Source organism: Serratia sp. CY84636 (assembly GCF_052166245.1).
In the GTDB taxonomy this organism is placed as follows: Bacteria; Pseudomonadota; Gammaproteobacteria; order Enterobacterales; family Enterobacteriaceae; genus Serratia; species Serratia nevei.
Genome location: NZ_JBJNOX010000004.1, coordinates 434,385 through 450,970, shown reverse-complemented (window position 1 = coordinate 450,970; position 16,586 = coordinate 434,385). Strand labels below are relative to the sequence as shown.

General features: G+C 62.7%; 12 protein-coding genes and 1 riboswitch. Of the genes, 10 read left to right on the top strand and 2 right to left on the bottom strand.

Going from position 1 to position 16,586, the window contains the following annotated elements:
* Positions 1-34: 34 nt before the first annotated feature.
* Positions 35-153: riboswitch (TPP riboswitch) on the top strand.
* A 57-nt stretch (positions 154-210) separates the two neighbouring features.
* The 6 genes from thiB (at position 211) to ilvN (ending at position 5,776) form a co-directional block, all read left to right on the top strand.
* Positions 211-1,197, top strand: coding sequence for a thiamine ABC transporter substrate binding subunit (gene thiB, locus ACJ8QI_RS16385; RefSeq protein ID WP_442532824.1), 987 nt, complete (start codon positions 211-213; stop codon positions 1,195-1,197).
* On the top strand, positions 1,173-2,780 hold the full coding sequence (thiP, locus tag ACJ8QI_RS16380; RefSeq protein WP_442532823.1) for a thiamine/thiamine pyrophosphate ABC transporter permease ThiP: 1,608 nt from the start codon (positions 1,173-1,175) through the stop codon (positions 2,778-2,780). The genes thiB and thiP overlap by 25 nt, the downstream gene beginning before the upstream one ends.
* The gene (thiQ, locus tag ACJ8QI_RS16375) at positions 2,767-3,471 is read left to right on the top strand and encodes a thiamine ABC transporter ATP-binding protein ThiQ (RefSeq protein ID WP_038873430.1); all 705 of its coding nucleotides are present in this window, start codon (positions 2,767-2,769) and stop codon (positions 3,469-3,471) included. Before thiP ends, thiQ begins: the two co-directional genes overlap by 14 nt.
* 88 nt (positions 3,472-3,559) lie before the next feature.
* Complete coding sequence (gene ivbL / locus ACJ8QI_RS16370; RefSeq protein WP_154747116.1) at positions 3,560-3,673, top strand: ilvB operon leader peptide IvbL; 114 nt, start codon at positions 3,560-3,562, stop codon at positions 3,671-3,673.
* 111 nt (positions 3,674-3,784) lie between these two features.
* The gene (ilvB, locus tag ACJ8QI_RS16365) at positions 3,785-5,479 is read left to right on the top strand and encodes an acetolactate synthase large subunit (protein ID WP_038873428.1); all 1,695 of its coding nucleotides are present in this window, start codon (positions 3,785-3,787) and stop codon (positions 5,477-5,479) included.
* Between the two features lie 3 nt (positions 5,480-5,482).
* Positions 5,483-5,776, top strand: coding sequence for an acetolactate synthase small subunit (gene ilvN / locus ACJ8QI_RS16360; RefSeq protein WP_016929110.1), 294 nt, complete (start codon positions 5,483-5,485; stop codon positions 5,774-5,776).
* 29 nt (positions 5,777-5,805) lie between these two features.
* Here ilvN and ACJ8QI_RS16355 read toward each other — a convergent pair whose 3' ends face one another.
* Positions 5,806-6,582 carry a DedA family protein gene (locus tag ACJ8QI_RS16355; RefSeq protein ID WP_038873425.1) on the bottom strand — a complete coding sequence of 259 codons (777 nt, stop codon included), beginning with the start codon at positions 6,580-6,582 and terminating at the stop codon, positions 5,806-5,808.
* A gap of 214 nt (positions 6,583-6,796) precedes the next feature.
* Between ACJ8QI_RS16355 and ACJ8QI_RS16350 the strand changes: the two genes are divergently transcribed.
* From ACJ8QI_RS16350 to rluA, 3 genes are all read left to right on the top strand, one after another.
* Positions 6,797-9,163 carry a DNA polymerase II gene (locus tag ACJ8QI_RS16350; RefSeq protein WP_442532822.1) on the top strand — a complete coding sequence of 789 codons (2,367 nt, stop codon included), beginning with the start codon at positions 6,797-6,799 and terminating at the stop codon, positions 9,161-9,163.
* Between the two features lie 247 nt (positions 9,164-9,410).
* Complete coding sequence (rapA, locus tag ACJ8QI_RS16345) at positions 9,411-12,317, top strand: RNA polymerase-associated protein RapA (protein WP_442532821.1); 2,907 nt, start codon at positions 9,411-9,413, stop codon at positions 12,315-12,317.
* Between the two features lie 57 nt (positions 12,318-12,374).
* Positions 12,375-13,025, top strand: coding sequence for a bifunctional tRNA pseudouridine(32) synthase/23S rRNA pseudouridine(746) synthase RluA (rluA, locus tag ACJ8QI_RS16340; RefSeq protein WP_004932866.1), 651 nt, complete (start codon positions 12,375-12,377; stop codon positions 13,023-13,025).
* A 143-nt stretch (positions 13,026-13,168) separates the two neighbouring features.
* Here the strand turns inward: rluA and djlA are convergent, their stop codons facing one another.
* On the bottom strand, positions 13,169-13,990 hold the full coding sequence (gene djlA / locus ACJ8QI_RS16335; RefSeq protein WP_015376627.1) for a co-chaperone DjlA: 822 nt from the start codon (positions 13,988-13,990) through the stop codon (positions 13,169-13,171).
* A 228-nt stretch (positions 13,991-14,218) separates the two neighbouring features.
* Between djlA and lptD the strand changes: the two genes are divergently transcribed.
* Entirely contained in the window at positions 14,219-16,579 is a 2,361-nt protein-coding gene (gene lptD / locus ACJ8QI_RS16330; protein WP_060422429.1) for an LPS assembly protein LptD, read from the top strand.
* Positions 16,580-16,586: the final 7 nt, after the last annotated feature.

Sequence of the window (16,586 nt, the reverse complement as noted above, 5' to 3'; positions counted from 1 at the left end):
CCTTTCGCCCGGGTCGGTTAATCTTTACAATAGCGCCGTCTCAACGGGGTGCGGTAAGTCGGGCCGCGTGATAAGCCCGATTTTCCGCTGAGAGCACACCCGTCGAACCTGATCCGGTCAATACCGGCGGAGGGATTTGAGCCCAGCGAACCGGCGACGCCGCCTCGCCCCCTCAGATGCCCTTGCCCCCTTATTTTTCAGGAGTGCAACGTGGTCAAAACATATCTGCCCTGCTTATTGCTGCTGTGTGCCGCGCCGGTGTTCGCCAAGCCGACGCTGACGGTTTACACCTACGATTCCTTCGCCGCCGACTGGGGCCCAGGCCAGGCGGTGAAAAAAGCCTTCGAAGCCGAGTGCGACTGTGAACTGAAGTTCGTCGCGCTGGAAGACGGCGTCTCGCTGCTGAACCGCCTGCGCATGGAAGGCAAGAACAGCGCCGCCGACGTGGTGCTGGGGTTGGACAACAACCTGTTGCAGGCGGCGCAGCAAACCGGCCTGTTCGCGCCGAGCGGCGTCGACACCGCCAAACTGACGGTGCCGGGCGGCTGGCAGGACGCGACCTTCGTGCCATATGACTACGGGTACTTCGCCTTCGTCTACAACAAAGAAAAACTGAAGAACCCGCCAAAAAGCCTGCAGGAGCTGGTCAGCAGCGATCGCAACTGGAAAGTGATCTACGAAGATCCGCGCACCAGCACGCCGGGCCTCGGCCTGCTGCTGTGGATGCAAAAAGTGTATGGCGACAAGGCGCCGGCCGCCTGGCAGCAGTTGGCGAAGAAGACCGTCACCGTCACCAAAGGCTGGAGCGAAGCCTACGGCCTGTTCCTGAAAGGCGAAGGCGATCTGGTGCTCAGCTACACCACCTCTCCCGCCTATCACCTGATCGAAGAGAAAAAAGATCTCTACGCCGCCGCCACGTTCAGCGAAGGGCACTACCTGCAGGTGGAAGTGGCGGGCAAGCTGAAGGCCGCCAAACAGCCTGAGCTGGCAGAGCGCTTCATGCAGTTCATGGTGACGCCGGCCTTCCAGAACACCATCCCGACCGGCAACTGGATGTACCCGGTGATCAACACCCCACTGCCCGTCGGTTTTGAGCAGATGAACGTGCCGCATACCGCGTTGCAATACAGCGCCGAAGAGGTGGCCAAACAACGCAGCGGTTGGATCCGGGCATGGCAAACCGCCGTCAGCCGCTGATCCCCCGCTGGCTCTGGCCGGGGCTGCTGGCCGCCGGCGTGATCCTGCTGGTCGCCGCGCTGGCGATGGGCTCGCTGTGGCGTCACGCGCCGTACAGCGACTGGCGCGGCCTGTGGCAGGACAGCTACCTGTGGCACGTGGTGCGCTTCACCTTTTGGCAGGCGCTGCTGTCGGCGCTGATTTCGGTGCTGCCCGCCGTTCTGCTGGCGCGCGCGCTCTATCGCCGCCGCTTCCCCGGCCGGCAGCTGCTGCTGCGGCTGTGCGCTATGACGCTGGTGCTGCCGGTGCTGGTGGCGGTGTTCGGCCTGCTCAGCGTCTATGGGCGCCAGGGTTGGCTGGCGACGCTGTGCGGCTGGCTGGGCGTCGAGTATGGCTTCTCGCCCTACGGCCTGCAGGGCATTCTGCTGGCGCACCTGTTCTTTAACCTGCCGCTGGCCACCCGCCTGTTGCTGCAGGCGCTGGAGAATATCCCGGTGGAGCAGCGCCAGTTGGCCGCCCAGCTGGGCATGAATGGCTGGCAGCAGTTCCGCTTCGTCGAATGGCCGGCGCTGCGCCGCCAGATCCTGCCGAGCGGCGCGTTGATCTTCATGCTGTGCTTCGCCAGCTTCGCCACCGTGCTGTCTCTGGGCGGCGGGCCGCAGGCCACCACCATCGAACTGGCGATCTATCAGGCGCTGAGTTACGACTACGATCTGGGCCGCGCCGCCATGCTGGCGCTGATCCAGTTAAGCTGTTGTCTGGGGCTGGTGTTGATCAGCCAGCGGCTGAGCCAGGCGCTGCCGGTGGGCCATACCCACGCCCAGCGCTGGCGCAACCCGGAAGACAGCCTGTGGCGGCGCGTCGGCGATTTTCTGCTGATCGCCGCCGCGCTGCTGCTGCTGCTGCCGCCTCTGCTGGCGGTGATCGCCGACGGCGCCAATCAGGCCGTCGTCAGCGTGCTGCGCCAGCCGGTGCTGTGGCAGGCGCTGTTCACGTCGCTGCGCATCGCCCTCGGCGCCGGGCTGTTGTGCGTGGCGCTCACGATGATGCTGCTGTGGAGCAGCCGCGAGCTGAAGCTGCGGCAGCACCTGCGCGGCGGCCAGGCGCTGGAGCTGAGCGGCATGGTGATCCTGGCGATGCCGGGCATCGTGCTGGCCACCGGCTTCTTCCTGCTGCTGAGCGATACGATCGGGCTGCCGCAGTCGCCCTATGCGCTGGTGATCCTCACCAATGCGCTGATGGCGGTGCCCTATGCGCTGAAGGTGTTGGAGAATCCAATGCGCGACCTCGCCGAACGTTACAACCCGCTGTGCCTGTCACTGGATATCCACGGCTGGCAACGGCTGCGGCTGATCGAACTGCGCGCGCTGCGCCGCCCGCTGGCGCAGGCGCTGGCCTTCGCCTGCGTGCTGTCGATCGGCGATTTCGGCGTGGTCGCCTTGTTTGGCAACGAGCATTTCCGTACCCTGCCTTTTTACCTGTATCAGCAGATTGGCGCCTATCGCAGCAACGACGGGGCGGTGACCGCGCTGCTGTTGCTGCTGTTATGCTTCCTGCTGTTTACCCTGATCGAACGCTTACCGGGGCGCCATGCTGACGCTTGAAAAACTGACCTATCTGTATGAACACCTGCCGATGCGCTTTGATCTGCGCATCCAGCCGGGCGAGCGCGTCGCGGTGCTCGGCCCCAGCGGCGCCGGTAAAAGCACCCTGCTGAGTTTGATCGCCGGTTTTCTGCCGGCGGCCAGCGGCCGGCTGCTGCTGAACGACGAAGACCACACCGCCACGCCGCCGGCCAAACGGCCGGTGTCGATGCTGTTTCAGGAGAACAACCTGTTCGCGCACCTGACGGTGGCGCAGAACATCGGGCTGGGGTTGGATCCCGGTCTGCGCCTGACTGAACAGCAGCGCCAACAGCGGGCGCATATCGCCCGTCAGGTCGGTCTGGAGGAGCACCTGGAGCGCCTGCCGTCGCAGCTTTCCGGCGGTCAGCGTCAGCGCGCCGCGCTGGCGCGCTGTTTGATTCGCCAACGGCCGATCCTGTTGCTCGACGAGCCCTTCTCGGCGCTCGATCCGGCGCTGCGCAACGAGATGCTGCAACTGCTGCAGACGGTGTGCGAACAGCGCAACCTGACGCTGCTGATGGTGTCGCACAACCTCGACGACGCCGCGCGCATCGCGCCGCGCACGCTGCTGGTGGTCGACGGGCGCATCTACTACGACGGCCCGACGCAGGCCCTGCTGGACGGCAGCGCGCCCGAAGCGCGCGTGCTGGGCATTTCGGGTAAAGCGTGATCTGACGCGCGTTTTTTATGCTGCGGCAATAAACCTGTTGTGCGAATTTTGCGCCTGTGTTTTTATAAAAACCTGACTTTTTTTACTGATGATAAGGTTCCCTGTGATCGCATCCTCGCTGACTTCGACCCTACTAGTTACCGCGCTACCAGCCGCGGTGGTCGTCGTGCGTGTGGTGGTGGTCGTCGGCAATGCGCCGTAGGGTCCGAATCAACGCATCGATTCCCAAACCCCGCCGGCGCAAACCGGGCGGGGTTTCTTGTTTTAGCACCCTGCCCAGAAAAGCTCACCGGCCTTGAGAAAGGACAGGAACATGGCAACTTCGGGCACGCCTCAGCCGGGCACCAGCTTCACCGGCGCACAATTGATCGTTCATCTGCTGGAGCGGCAGGGCATCACCACCGTCGCCGGCATTCCCGGCGGCGCGGCGCTGCCGCTGTATGACGCGCTGAGCCAAAGCACCCGCATACACCACGTGCTGGCGCGCCACGAACAGGGCGCAGGCTTTATGGCGCAGGGCATGGCACGCGCCAACGGCAAAGCGGCGGTGTGCATCGCCTCCAGCGGGCCGGGCGCCACCAACCTGGTCACCGCCATCGCCGACGCCAAGCTCGACTCCATCCCGCTGGTGTGCATCACCGGTCAGGTGCCCTCCTCGATGATCGGCACCGACGCCTTCCAGGAGGTGGATACCTACGGCATTTCCATTCCGATCACCAAGCACAACCATCTGGTACGCGATATCCGCGAACTGCCACAGGTGATCGGCGACGCGTTCCGCATCGCCGAGTCCGGCCGCCCCGGCCCGGTCTGGATCGATGTGCCGAAAGACGTGCAGACCGCCACCATCACCCTGGAAGAGCTGCCGCCGATCGCCGTGCCGGACGCCGCACCGAGCTTCGATCCGGCGCTGGTTTCGCAGGCCGCCGCGATGATCAACCAGGCGAAACGCCCGATCCTCTACCTGGGCGGCGGCATCATCTGCGCTGACGCTCACCGGCAGGCGCTGGAACTCGCCGAACGCGCCGGTCTGCCGACCACCATGACGCTGATGGCGCTGGGGGCGATGCCGGTGGAACACCCGCTGTCGCTGGGCATGCTGGGCATGCACGCGGCGCGCAGCACCAACTTCATTCTGCAGGAGGCGGATCTGCTGATCGTGCTGGGCGCGCGCTTCGACGATCGGGCAATCGGCAAAACCGAGCAGTTCTGCCCTAACGCCGCCATCATTCACGTGGATATCGACCGCGCCGAGCTGGGCAAGGTCAAACAGGCCAACGTGGCGATCCATGCCGACGTCGGCCAGGTACTGCAACAGCTGCTGCCGCAGATCGACACGCAGCCGCGCAGCGCGTGGCTGAGCACCGTCAACGACCTGAAACGCGAGTTCCCGTTCAACATGCCGAACGCCGACGATCCGCTGAGCCATTACGGCCTGGTGCTGGCCGCCGCGCGCTGCGTGGACGACAGCGCCATTATCACCACCGACGTGGGCCAGCATCAGATGTGGGTGGCGCAGGCCTATCCGCTGAGCCGGCCGCGCCAGTGGCTGACGTCGGGCGGCCTGGGCACCATGGGCTTCGGTCTGCCGGCGGCGATCGGCGCGGCGCTGGCGGAGCCTGAGCGTAAAGTGCTGTGCTTCTCCGGCGACGGCAGCCTGATGATGAACATTCAGGAAATGGCCACCGCGGTCGAACACGATCTGGACGTGAAAATCATTTTGATGAACAACCAGGCGCTGGGGCTGGTGCACCAGCAGCAAACCCTGTTCTACCAGCAGCGCATCTTCGCCGCCGCCTATCCGAAGCGCACCGATTTCCTGAAGATCGCCGCCGGATTCGGGCTGGATACCTGCGATTTGAACGCCGCGGAAGATCCGCAGGCCGCACTGGCCGAAGCGATCCAACGCCCGGGCCCCTGCCTGATCCACGCGCTGATCGACATCAACGAAAAAGTGTTCCCGATGGTGCCGCCGGGCGCCGCCAACATCGACATGATTGGAGAATAAGCCATGCTGCAACCACAAGATAAACCCCAGGTGATCCTGGAGCTGGCCGTGCGCAACCATCCCGGCGTCATGTCGCACGTTTGCGGGCTGTTCGCTCGCCGCGCGTTCAACGTCGAAGGCATTCTGTGCCTGCCGCTGAAGGACGGCCAGCAGAGCCGCATTTGGCTACTGGTGGCCGACGACCAACGGCTGGAGCAGATGATAAGCCAGGTGGAAAAGCTGGAGGACGTGCTGCAGGTGAAGCGCCACAGCGAAGACGTGCGGGTATTTGAACAGCTGGAAGCGTTCTTCCAGTAAGGCGAACGGGGGCTGACGCCCCCTATCCATTATGATGATTGCCCGGACAGCACCTGCCACAACAGGTGCCGATACACCGGCATCAGCGGCTGCTGGCTCAGCAGATAACCGACCGCCAGCGCCGCCAGCCAACTCACGGCGCACACCACGCGCAGCCGCAGCGGCGTCAGCCAACGGCTCAGCCGATCGGCGTTGCGCTTGCCCTCACGCCACCAGCGCCAGCTCAGCCACACCGCCAGCCAGAGGGTGAGCGCCGCGGCGAGCAGCAGCCACTTGAACATCGCGCTGTTGGCGCCGGCGGGAATGTCGATCGCCACGCCCGCCAAAATGCCGGGGAAGAAATAGACCGGCGGCCAGGTCAGGCAGCCGATGATGTTCGGCAAGGCAAACTTGTACGGCGGCAGATCGAGCATGCCGGCCACCATCGGCACCAGCGGGCGCGTCGGACCAACGAAGCGGCCGATCAGAACGGTCGCCATGCTGTGCTGGTGCAAGGCGTGTTCGGTTTTGTCGAGTAGCGCTTTGTTCTTCTTCAGGAACGACCAGCGGTGCAAGGGCCCTTTGAAGGCGCGGCCGACGAAATAGGAGATCCAGTCGCCGAGCAGGCAGCCGACGATCCCCGCCGCCCAGGCGTAGTAGAAGTCCACCTTGCCGCTGCCGATCAAAGCGCCGATGCTGGCCATCATCACCGTGCCGGGCAGCAGCAGCCCCACCAGCGCCAGCGACTCGAGAAAAGCGACCAGCAGGACGACCATCAGGGTGAAAGCCAGTGACTGGGTGATCAAATCTTGTAAATAGGCTTCCATTACACCTCTGCGGATTATTCGGCCAAACGGGGCGAAGGATTTTCCAGTGCCGCCGCAGACGAGTCAATCGATGAATTGTATGCGTATTTGGCAACGCCGCACGGCAATGGACAATCACTGTATAAAAACCCATACTATAATTTATCTATATTAGCGCTAAAACCGGCATCTCGCTGAATGTCGCGCACGCCGCCCGGCGGAAGACGAAGGGGTTATGACAGCACTGCAACAGGGTTTCCTGCTCACTCGCCACTGGCGCGACACGCCCGCCGGCACCGAGGTCGAATTTTGGCTGGCGACCGACGCAGGCCCGCGTCAGCTGCGCCTGCCGCCGCAAACCTCGGTGGCGTTTATCCCCGCCGAACAAAAGCCGCGCGCGGAACTGCTGCTGCGGGAAGAACGGCAAGTAGAACTGAAACCGCTGGCGCTGACGGATTTTCATCACCGCCCGATGCTGGGGCTGTACTGCCGCCAGCACCGTCAGCTCATCAAGCTGGAAAAACTGCTGCGGGAAGGCGGCGTTACGGTCTACGAGGCCGACATTCGCCCGCCCGAGCGCTACCTGATGGAACGCTTCATCACCGCGCCGGTGTGGTTCAACGGCCAGGGCAACGGCGATGGGCCGTTGCTCAATGGCCAGATGAAGCCGGCGCCGGACTACCGCCCGACGCTCAGGCTGGTGTCGCTGGATATCGAAACCACCGCCCACGGCGAACTTTACTCCATTGCGCTGGAAGGCTGCGGCCAGCGCCAGGTCTACATGCTGGGGCCGGCCAACGGCGGCGATGCGCCGCTGGATTTCGATCTGGAATACTGCGCCAGCCGCCCCCAGTTGCTGGAACGGTTGAACGCGTGGCTGGAGCGCCACGATCCTGACGCCATCATCGGCTGGAACCTGGTGCAGTTCGATCTGCGGGTGCTGCAAAAGCACGCCGAACGCTACCAGATCCCGCTGCGGCTGGGGCGCGGCGGCAACCTGCTGGAGTGGCGCGAGCACGGCTTCAAACAGAACCACTTTTTCGCCGCCGCCGCCGGCCGCCTGATCATCGACGGCATCGAAGCGCTGAAATCCGCCACCTGGAACTTCCCCTCCTTCAGCCTGGAATACGTTTCGCAGGCGCTGTTGGGTGAAGGCAAGGCGATCGACAACCCTTATCAGCGCATGGCGGAGATCGACCGACGCTTCGCCGAAGACAAGCCGGCGCTGGCCCGCTACAACCTGAAGGACTGCGAGCTGGTGACGCGCATCTTCGCCAAGGCCGATCTGCTCAACTTCCTGCTGGAACGCGCCACCGTCACCGGGCTGGCGGCCGATCGCAGCGGCGGATCGGTGGCGGCCTTCAGCCACCTCTATATGCCGCGCATGCACCGACTGGGCTTTGTCGCCCCCAACCTCGGCGAACAGCCGGAGGAACACAGCCCCGGCGGATTCGTGATGGACTCCCAGCCCGGTCTGTACGATTCGGTGCTGGTGCTGGACTATAAAAGCCTGTATCCGTCGATCATCCGCACCTTCCTGATCGATCCGGTCGGGTTGGTGGAAGGCATGCGCCACCCAAATGACGCCGATTCGGTGCCCGGCTTTCGCAACGCCCGCTTCTCGCGCAGCAAACACTGCCTGCCGGCGATCGTCGAGCAGATCTGGCAGGGGCGCGAAGCCGCCAAGCGCCAGCACAACAAGCCCCTGTCGCAGGCGCTAAAGATCATCATGAACGCGCTGTACGGCGTGCTGGGATCGAGCGGCTGCCGCTTCTTCGATCCGCGGCTGGCGTCGTCGATCACCCTGCGCGGCCACGAGATCATGCGCCAAACCCGCGAGCTGATCGAAGCCGAAGGCTATCAGGTGATTTACGGCGACACCGACTCCACCTTCGTGTGGCTGAAACAGCCGCATGACGAGCAGCAGGCCGCGCAGATCGGCCGGGCGCTGGTGCAGCGGGTCAACGCCTGGTGGCAGCAGCATCTGCAGCAGCAGTTCGGGCTGGAGAACGCGCTGGAGCTGGAGTTCGAAACCCACTATTCCCGCTTCCTGATGCCGACCATTCGCGGCGCCGAACAGGGCAGCAAGAAGCGCTACGCCGGCCTGATCGCACGCGCCGGCGGCGAGGAAGAGATGGTGTACAAAGGTCTGGAAACGGTGCGCACCGACTGGACGCCGCTGGCGCAGCAGTTCCAGCAGCAGCTCTATCAGCGCATCTTCAAACGGCAGCCCTACCAGGACTATGTGCGCGACTACGTCGGCAAAACCCTGAACGGCGACTTCGACGATCAGCTGGTCTACCGCAAGCGCCTGCGCAGAAAGCTCGACGACTATCAGCGCAACGTGCCGCCGCACGCCCGCGCCGCGCGCATCGCCGATGACTACAACCGCAGCCAGGGGCGGCCGCTGCAGTATCAGAACGGCGGCTGGATCAGCTACGTGATGACCGTCGCCGGGCCGGAACCGCTGGAAACCCGTCATTCGCCCATCGACTATCAGCATTATCTCGAACGCCAGCTGCAACCGGTGGCAGACGCTATACTCCCTTTCTTGCACGACGATTTCACCACGCTGGTCACCGGGCAGATGGGGCTGTTTTGAGATTGCGCCAGGTTAAGAAAAATCATCCGGTTTTGCAGGTGACGAACGCGCCGCCTTCCATTACCATAGCGCCCTTCCCAAAACTGAACCACGCTTAGCCCTGCCGTCTCGCGACGTCTGCATGGCGTGAACGGCTATTGCCCGTCAAATTTAAAACAAACCGGGATTAGCAGACGTTCAGTACAGGTGCCGCGGCCCTTCCCGCCCGGTAACAAGACTTACTTACAAAGAATCGAGCCGACAATATATGCCTTTTACTCTTGGTCAACGCTGGATCAGCGACACGGAAAGCGAATTAGGACTGGGCACCGTCGTGGCGCTGGACGCGCGCATGATTACCCTGCTTTTCCCCGCCACCGGTGAAAACCGCCTCTATGCCAGAAACGATTCGCCGATCACCCGCGTGATGTTCAACCCGGGCGATACCGTCAGCAGCCACGAGGGATGGCAGCTGCAGGTGGAAGAGGTGAAAGAGGAAAACGGTCTGTTGACCTATATCGGCACCCGCCAGGACACCCAGGAAAGCGGCGTGGCGATGCGCGAAGTCCTGCTAGACAGCAAGCTGACCTTCAGCAAACCGCAGGATCGTCTGTTCGCCGGCCAGATCGACCGCATGGACCGTTTCGCGCTGCGTTTCCGCGCGCGCAAATACCAGAGCGAGCAGTACCGCCTGCCATTCGCCGGCCTGCGCGGCATGCGCGCCAGCCTGATCCCGCACCAGTTGCACATCGCCCATGAAGTCGGCCAGCGCCATGCGCCGCGCGTCCTGCTGGCGGACGAAGTCGGCCTCGGCAAAACCATCGAAGCCGGCATGATCATCCACCAGCAGCTGCTGGCGGGCCGCGCCGAGCGCGTGCTGATCGTGGTGCCGGAAACGCTGCAGCACCAGTGGCTGGTGGAGATGATGCGCCGCTTCAACCTCTACTTCTCGCTGTTCGACGACAGCCGCTACGCCGAAGCCAAGCTCGACAGCAGCAACCCGTTCGAAACCGAACAGCTGGTGATCTGCTCGCTGGACTTCGCGCGCCGCAACAAGCAGCGCCTGGAAGAGCTGGCGGACGCCCAGTGGGATCTGCTGGTGGTCGACGAAGCGCACCACCTGGCCTGGAGCGAAGAAGCGCCGAGCCGCGAATATCAGGTGATCGAACAGCTGGCCGAGCATATCCCCGGCGTGCTGCTGCTGACCGCCACCCCGGAGCAGCTGGGCCAACAGAGCCACTTCGCGCGCCTGCGCCTGCTCGATCCGAACCGTTTCCACGACTACGGCGAGTTCGTTGCCGAGCAGCAGAAATACCGCCCGGTGGCCGACGCCGTCACCCTGCTGCTGAGCGGTGAGCGCCTGGCCGATGACAAGCTGAACCTGCTGGGCGAACTGATCGACGAGCAGGACATCGAACCGTTGCTCAAAGCCGCCAACAGCGAAGGTGACAACGCCGAGCAGGCGCGTCAGGAGCTGGTTTCCATGCTGATGGATCGCCACGGCACCAGCCGCGTGCTGTTCCGCAACACCCGTAACGGCGTGAAGGGCTTCCCGCACCGCAACCTGCACCAGATCAAGCTGCCGCTGCCGACCCAGTATCAGACCGCGATCAAAGTCTCCGGCATCATGGGCGCCAAGAAGTCCGTCGAAGCGCGCGCGCGTGACATGCTGTACCCGGAGCAGATCTACCAGGAATTCGAAGGCGAAAACGCCACCTGGTGGAACTTCGACCCGCGCGTCGAGTGGCTGCTGGACTACCTGCTGGCCAACCGCAACGAAAAAGTGCTGGTGATCTGCGCCAAGGCCGACACCGCGCTGCAGCTGGAGCAGGTGCTGCGCGAGCGTGAAGCGATCCGCGCCGCGGTGTTCCACGAAGGGCTGTCGATCATCGAGCGCGACCGCGCCGCCGCCTACTTCGCCTCCGAAGAGGAAGGCGCACAGGTGCTGCTGTGTTCCGAGATCGGCTCCGAAGGCCGCAACTTCCAGTTCGCCAGCCAGCTGGTGATGTTCGATCTGCCGTTCAACCCGGATCTGCTGGAGCAGCGTATCGGCCGTCTGGACCGTATCGGCCAGATGCACGATATCCAAATCATGGTGCCTTACCTGGAGCACACCGCGCAGGCGGTGCTGGGGCGTTGGTTCCACGAGGGGCTGGATGCCTTCGAACACACCTGCCCGACCGGCCGCACCATCTACGACAGCTGCTACGAGCAGTTGATCGGCTATCTGGCCGCGCCGACCGAACAGGAAGGCTTCGACGAATTCATCCACGCCTGCCGCCAGCAGCACGATCAGTTGAAAGCGCAGCTGGAACAGGGCCGCGACCGCCTGCTGGAGATGCACTCCAACGGCGGCGACAAAGCCCAGGCGCTGGCCGCCGCCATCGCCGAGCAGGATAACGACGTCAATCTGGTGGGCTTCGCGCTCAACCTGTTCGACATCGTCGGCATCAATCAGGAAGACCGCAGCGACAGCCTGATCGTGCTGACGCCGTCCGATCATATGCTGGTGCCGGACTTCCCGGGCCTGCCGCAGGACGGCTGCACCGTCACCTTCGACCGCGATCAGGCGCTGTCGCGCGAAGATGCGCAGTTCGTCAGTTGGGAGCATCCGATCATCCGCAACGGCCTGGATCTGATCCTCTCCGGCGACACCGGCAGCTGTGCGGTGTCCCTGTTGAAAAACAAAGCGTTGCCGGTCGGCACCCTGCTGGTTGAGCTGGTTTACGTGGTAGAAGCCCAGGCGCCGAAGCACCTGCAGCTGACCCGCTTCCTGCCGCCGACGCCGATCCGCATGCTGATGGACCGCAAGGGCACCAACCTGGCGGCGCAGGTCGAGTTCGAAAGCTTCAACCGCCAGCTGAACGCGGTCAACCGCCACACCTCCAGCAAGCTGGTCAACGCCGTGCAGCAAGACGTGCACGCCATGCTGCAGCAGGCGGAAAGCCTGGTGGAAGCGCAGGCGCGCACGCTTATCGAACAGGCGAAGCAAGAGGCGGACGACAAGCTGAGCGCCGAGCTGGCGCGTCTGGAAGCGCTGAAGGCGGTCAACCCGAACATCCGCGACGACGAAGTCGAAGCGCTGGAGTTCAACCGCCGTCAGGTGCTGGCCAACCTCAATGAAGCCGGCTGGCGCCTGGACGCCATTCGTCTGGTGGTGGTCACCCACCAGTAACCGGCGCGACGCGGGGAGGCAACCGCCTCCCCGTTCGGCCCTTATCGCGGAGCCAAGATGGAACCCTACAATCCCCCGCAGGACCCGCTGCACATCCTGTATCAGGATGAACACATCATGGTGGTCAACAAGCCCAGCGGCTTGCTGTCGGTGCCCGGCCGCGCGCCGGAAAACAAAGACAGCCTGATGACCCGCATTCAGGCCGATCATCCAGCCGCCGAATCGGTGCACCGGCTGGACATGGCCACCAGCGGGGTGATCGTGGTGGCGCTCAACAAGGCCGCCGAGCGTGAGCTGAAGCGTCAGTTTCGCGAACGCGAACCGAAGAAATCCTATATCGCCCGCGTTTGGGGGCATATGGAGCATGACGAAGGGTTGGTGGACTTGCCGCTGATCTGCGATTGGCCGAACCGGCCGCTGCAGAAAGTGTGTTTTGACACCGGCAAAGCGGCGCAAACGGAATATCTGGTGTTGTCGCGCGACGCCGACGGCAGCACCCGCGTGAAGCTAACGCCGATCACCGGCCGCTCGCACCAGCTGCGGGTGCACATGCTGGCGCTGGGGCATCCGATCCTCGGCGACGGTTTCTATGCCCCGCCGGAGGCCAAGGCGATGGCGCCGCGGCTGCAGCTGCATGCGCAAGAGCTGCGCATCACCCACCCCGCCTTCCAGACGCCGATGCACTTTCGCGCCGAGCCGGATTTCTAAGCGCATCACCCAGGGATACCCTAAATAATTCGAGTTGCAGGAAGGCGGCAACTAAGCGCAGCCCCGGGAGCGTACAAAAAGTACGTGACCGGGGTAAGCGCGGGCAGCCAACACACCTGCAGCTCGAAGTATGACGGGTATCGTTATTTAAAGCCTTTCTCACGTTTGATCAGGTCGTACGCCGCCTGAATCTCCTGCGCTTTCTGCTTGGCCATTTCCATCATCTGCGGCGGCAAGCCTTTCGCCACCAGCTTATCCGGATGGTGTTCGCTCATCAGTTTGCGGTAGGCGCGTTTGATGGTGGCGGCATCGTCGCTGCTGCGCACGCCGAGCACCTTGCACGCGTCGTCGAGCGTCGGGCCGCGCTGAGCCTGCTGATAGCCGCCCTGCGAATATCCGCCCTGCTGACCGCCGCCGAACTGGCGCCCACCTTCCATCATGCTGAGGAACTGGTCGAACTGCGCGCGTGAAATACCCAGCTCCTCGGCGATGACGTACAGCACCTGGCGTTCGTTCGGGTGCAGCGAGCCGTCGGCGAACGCCGCCTGAATCTGAATTTCCAGAAACATCCGAATCAAATCGAAGCGGCCAAAACAGATGCTGCGGAACTGCTGCAGCGTCTCACGCAGCGGGAACTGACTCTGTTTGCCCTCGCGGAACGCCTGCTGCGCCGCGGTGCGCGCTTCGCCATGCAGCTGCAGGCGATCCATGAACAGGCTGGCGATCTGGATATCCGCCTCGGTAACGCGTCCTTTGGATTTGGTCAGGTGGCCCATCACCTGAAAAGTGGTGCGGAAAAACAGCGTTTGCCGCGTTTGCTGGTCGGTGAAGAACCCCCGGCTGCGCTTGTTGCTGCGCGCCGTATCGATCATATGACCGATAATCAGCCCCAGAACTACACCCCAGAATCCCGCGCCAGACCAGATGGCGACGATGACGCCGAGCAGTTTTCCCCAATACTGCATATACTCCTCAATTATCATGCCGAAAGCCGCCCACTCCCCTTCGCTTCAGGAAAGGGTGCAGGCGATTTTTCCTAGAATTTGGATTATCATACCTGTCATTTATCTTTGCGCCTAACGACGACGCAAGTAAACGGCTGGATTTAGCACTAGCGCAACGCAGATGAGTAATATAGTCTCTGACCGTTTGCCGGACATGACGCCTCTGATGACGGAACACCAAAACCGCGTATGAAAAAAAGTTTCCCAACACTGCTGGCCACGATGATTTGGACGGCACTCTACAGTCAGCATGCGCTGGCTGATCTGGCCGAGCAATGCATGCTTGGCGTTCCCGTTTACGACAAGCCTTTGGTCAGCGGCGATCCGAACAGCCAACCGGTGACGATCAATGCCGATGACTCGCGCGCCGACTACCCGAAAAGCGCCCTGTTCAGCGGCAACGTGCGCGTCGAGCAGGGCAACAGCACCCTGACCGCCAAAGAAGTTGAGCTGAACCAGACGGAAAAACCCGGCCAGACGGAGCCGGTGCGTACCGTCACCGCAACCGGCGACGTGCACTACAGCGACAATCAGATCAAACTGAAAGGCCCGAAGGCCTGGTCGAACCTGAACACCAAAGATACCGACGTCTATGAAGGCGACTACCAGATGGTAGGCCGTCAGGGGCGCGGCGACGCCGACAAGATGAAGATGCGCGGCGCCAACCGTTACACCATTCTGGAAAACGGCACCTTTACCTCCTGCCTGCCGGGCGACGACAGCTGGAGCGTGGTCGGCTCCGAAGTGATCCACGATCGCGAAGAACAGGTAGCGGAAGTGTGGAACGCCCGCTTCCGCATCGGCGGCGTGCCGGTGTTCTACAGCCCGTACCTGCAGCTGCCGGTCGGCGACAAGCGCCGTTCCGGCTTCCTGATCCCGAACGCCAAGTACGGCAGCAACAACGGCTTCGAGTTCATGTTGCCGTACTACTGGAACATCGCGCCGAACTACGACGCCACCATCACACCGCACTATATGTCCAAGCGCGGCCTGCAGTGGCAGACCGAGTTCCGTTATCTGGTGCAGCCGGGCCTCGGCCTGATGGAGTTCGACTGGCTGCCGGACGACAAAGAATACGGCAAAGATCATGACGACAACAAACGCTGGCTGTTCTACTGGAACCACAACGGCGTCATGGATCAGGTGTGGCGCTTCAACGTCGACTATACCAAGGTCAGCGACTCTAAATACTTCACCGACCTGGACTCCAAGTACGGCTCCACCACTGATGGCTACGCCACGCAGAAATTCAGCCTCGGCTATGCCAACGAGAACTGGAACGCCACGCTGAGCTCCAAACAGTTCCAGATTTACGACGACACCGATCGTTCACAGTCGGACTCGTATAAAGTCCAGCCACAGCTGGATCTGAACTACTACAAGAACGACCTCGGTCCGTTCGACTTCCATATCTACGGTCAGGCGGCCAAGTTCACCAGCGTCAACCCATACAGCCCGGACGCCACCCGTCTGCATATGGAGCCGACGCTCAACCTGCCGTTGACCAACGGCTGGGCCAGCCTGAACACCGAAGCCAAGGTGATGGCGACCCATTACCAGCAGGATATTCCTGACGGTTTCGCCGCCAACTACCAGAGCCGCAAAGGCGTCGCTGCACCGGAACTTGATGACTCGGTCAACCGCGTACTGCCGCAGTTCAAGGTTGACGGCAAGCTGGTATTCGAACGACCGATGATCTGGGCCGAAGGCGCCACCCAGACGCTGGAGCCGCGCGTGCAGTACCTGTACGTGCCGTACCGCGACCAGAGCAACATCTACACCTACGACACCACGCTGCTGCAGACCGACTACTCCGGCCTGTTCCGCGACCGCACCTACAGCGGCCTGGATCGCATCGCTTCGCAGAACCGCGTCTCCACCGGTTTGACCACCCGCATTTATGATGACGCGCTGGTTGAACGTTTTAACGCTTCCGTGGGTCAAATCTACTACTTCAGCCGTTCGCGCACCGGCGACCAGGTAACCGGGTACGACAACAACGACGACACCGGCAGCGTGGCCTGGGCCGGCGATACCTACTGGAAAATCGACGATCGTTGGGGCCTGCGCGGCGGCCTGCAGTACGACACCCGCCTGAACAGCGTCTCGCTGGGCAACGGCGTGGTGGAATACCGCCAGGATGCCGAGCGCGTGGTGCAGCTGAACTACCGTTACGCCACGCCGGAATATATCCAGACGGCGTTGAACACCAAAACGGTTCCGGCCTTCCAGGACGGCATCTCGCAGGTGGGCATCACCGGCAGCTGGCCGATCGCCGATCGTTGGGCGGTGGTCGGGGCGTATTATTACGACACCCGCGCCAAACAATCCGCCGATCAGCTGGTGGGGCTGAAGTACAACACCTGCTGCTGGGCAGTGACCCTGGGCTATGAGCGCAAGATCACCGACTGGAACAACAGCAACAATACCAGCGTTTACGACAACAGAGTTTCGTTCAACGTCGAACTGCGCGGCCTGAGCAGCGATCATAGTCTCGGCTCCGCAGAAATGCTGCGCTCCGGCATTCTGCCGTATCAGCGCGCATTCTGACGCTTTG

Bases quoted from the DNA above. Each gene is read 5' to 3' on its own strand.
- ACJ8QI_RS16355 (WP_038873425.1), bottom strand. From the start codon at position 6,582: ATGGAAGCCTATTTACAAGATTTGATCACCCAGTCACTGGCTTTCACC.
- ilvB (WP_038873428.1), top strand. From the start codon at position 3,785: ATGGCAACTTCGGGCACGCCTCAGCCGGGCACCAGCTTCACCGGCGCA.
- lptD (WP_060422429.1), top strand. From the start codon at position 14,219: ATGAAAAAAAGTTTCCCAACACTGCTGGCCACGATGATTTGGACGGCA.
- djlA (WP_015376627.1), bottom strand. From the start codon at position 13,990: ATGCAGTATTGGGGAAAACTGCTCGGCGTCATCGTCGCCATCTGGTCT.
- thiQ (WP_038873430.1), top strand. From the start codon at position 2,767: ATGCTGACGCTTGAAAAACTGACCTATCTGTATGAACACCTGCCGATG.
- ilvN (WP_016929110.1), top strand. From the start codon at position 5,483: ATGCTGCAACCACAAGATAAACCCCAGGTGATCCTGGAGCTGGCCGTG.
- rapA (WP_442532821.1), top strand. From the start codon at position 9,411: ATGCCTTTTACTCTTGGTCAACGCTGGATCAGCGACACGGAAAGCGAA.
- rluA (WP_004932866.1), top strand. From the start codon at position 12,375: ATGGAACCCTACAATCCCCCGCAGGACCCGCTGCACATCCTGTATCAG.
- thiP (WP_442532823.1), top strand. From the start codon at position 1,173: ATGGCAAACCGCCGTCAGCCGCTGATCCCCCGCTGGCTCTGGCCGGGG.
- ACJ8QI_RS16350 (WP_442532822.1), top strand. From the start codon at position 6,797: ATGACAGCACTGCAACAGGGTTTCCTGCTCACTCGCCACTGGCGCGAC.
- ivbL (WP_154747116.1), top strand. From the start codon at position 3,560: ATGATAAGGTTCCCTGTGATCGCATCCTCGCTGACTTCGACCCTACTA.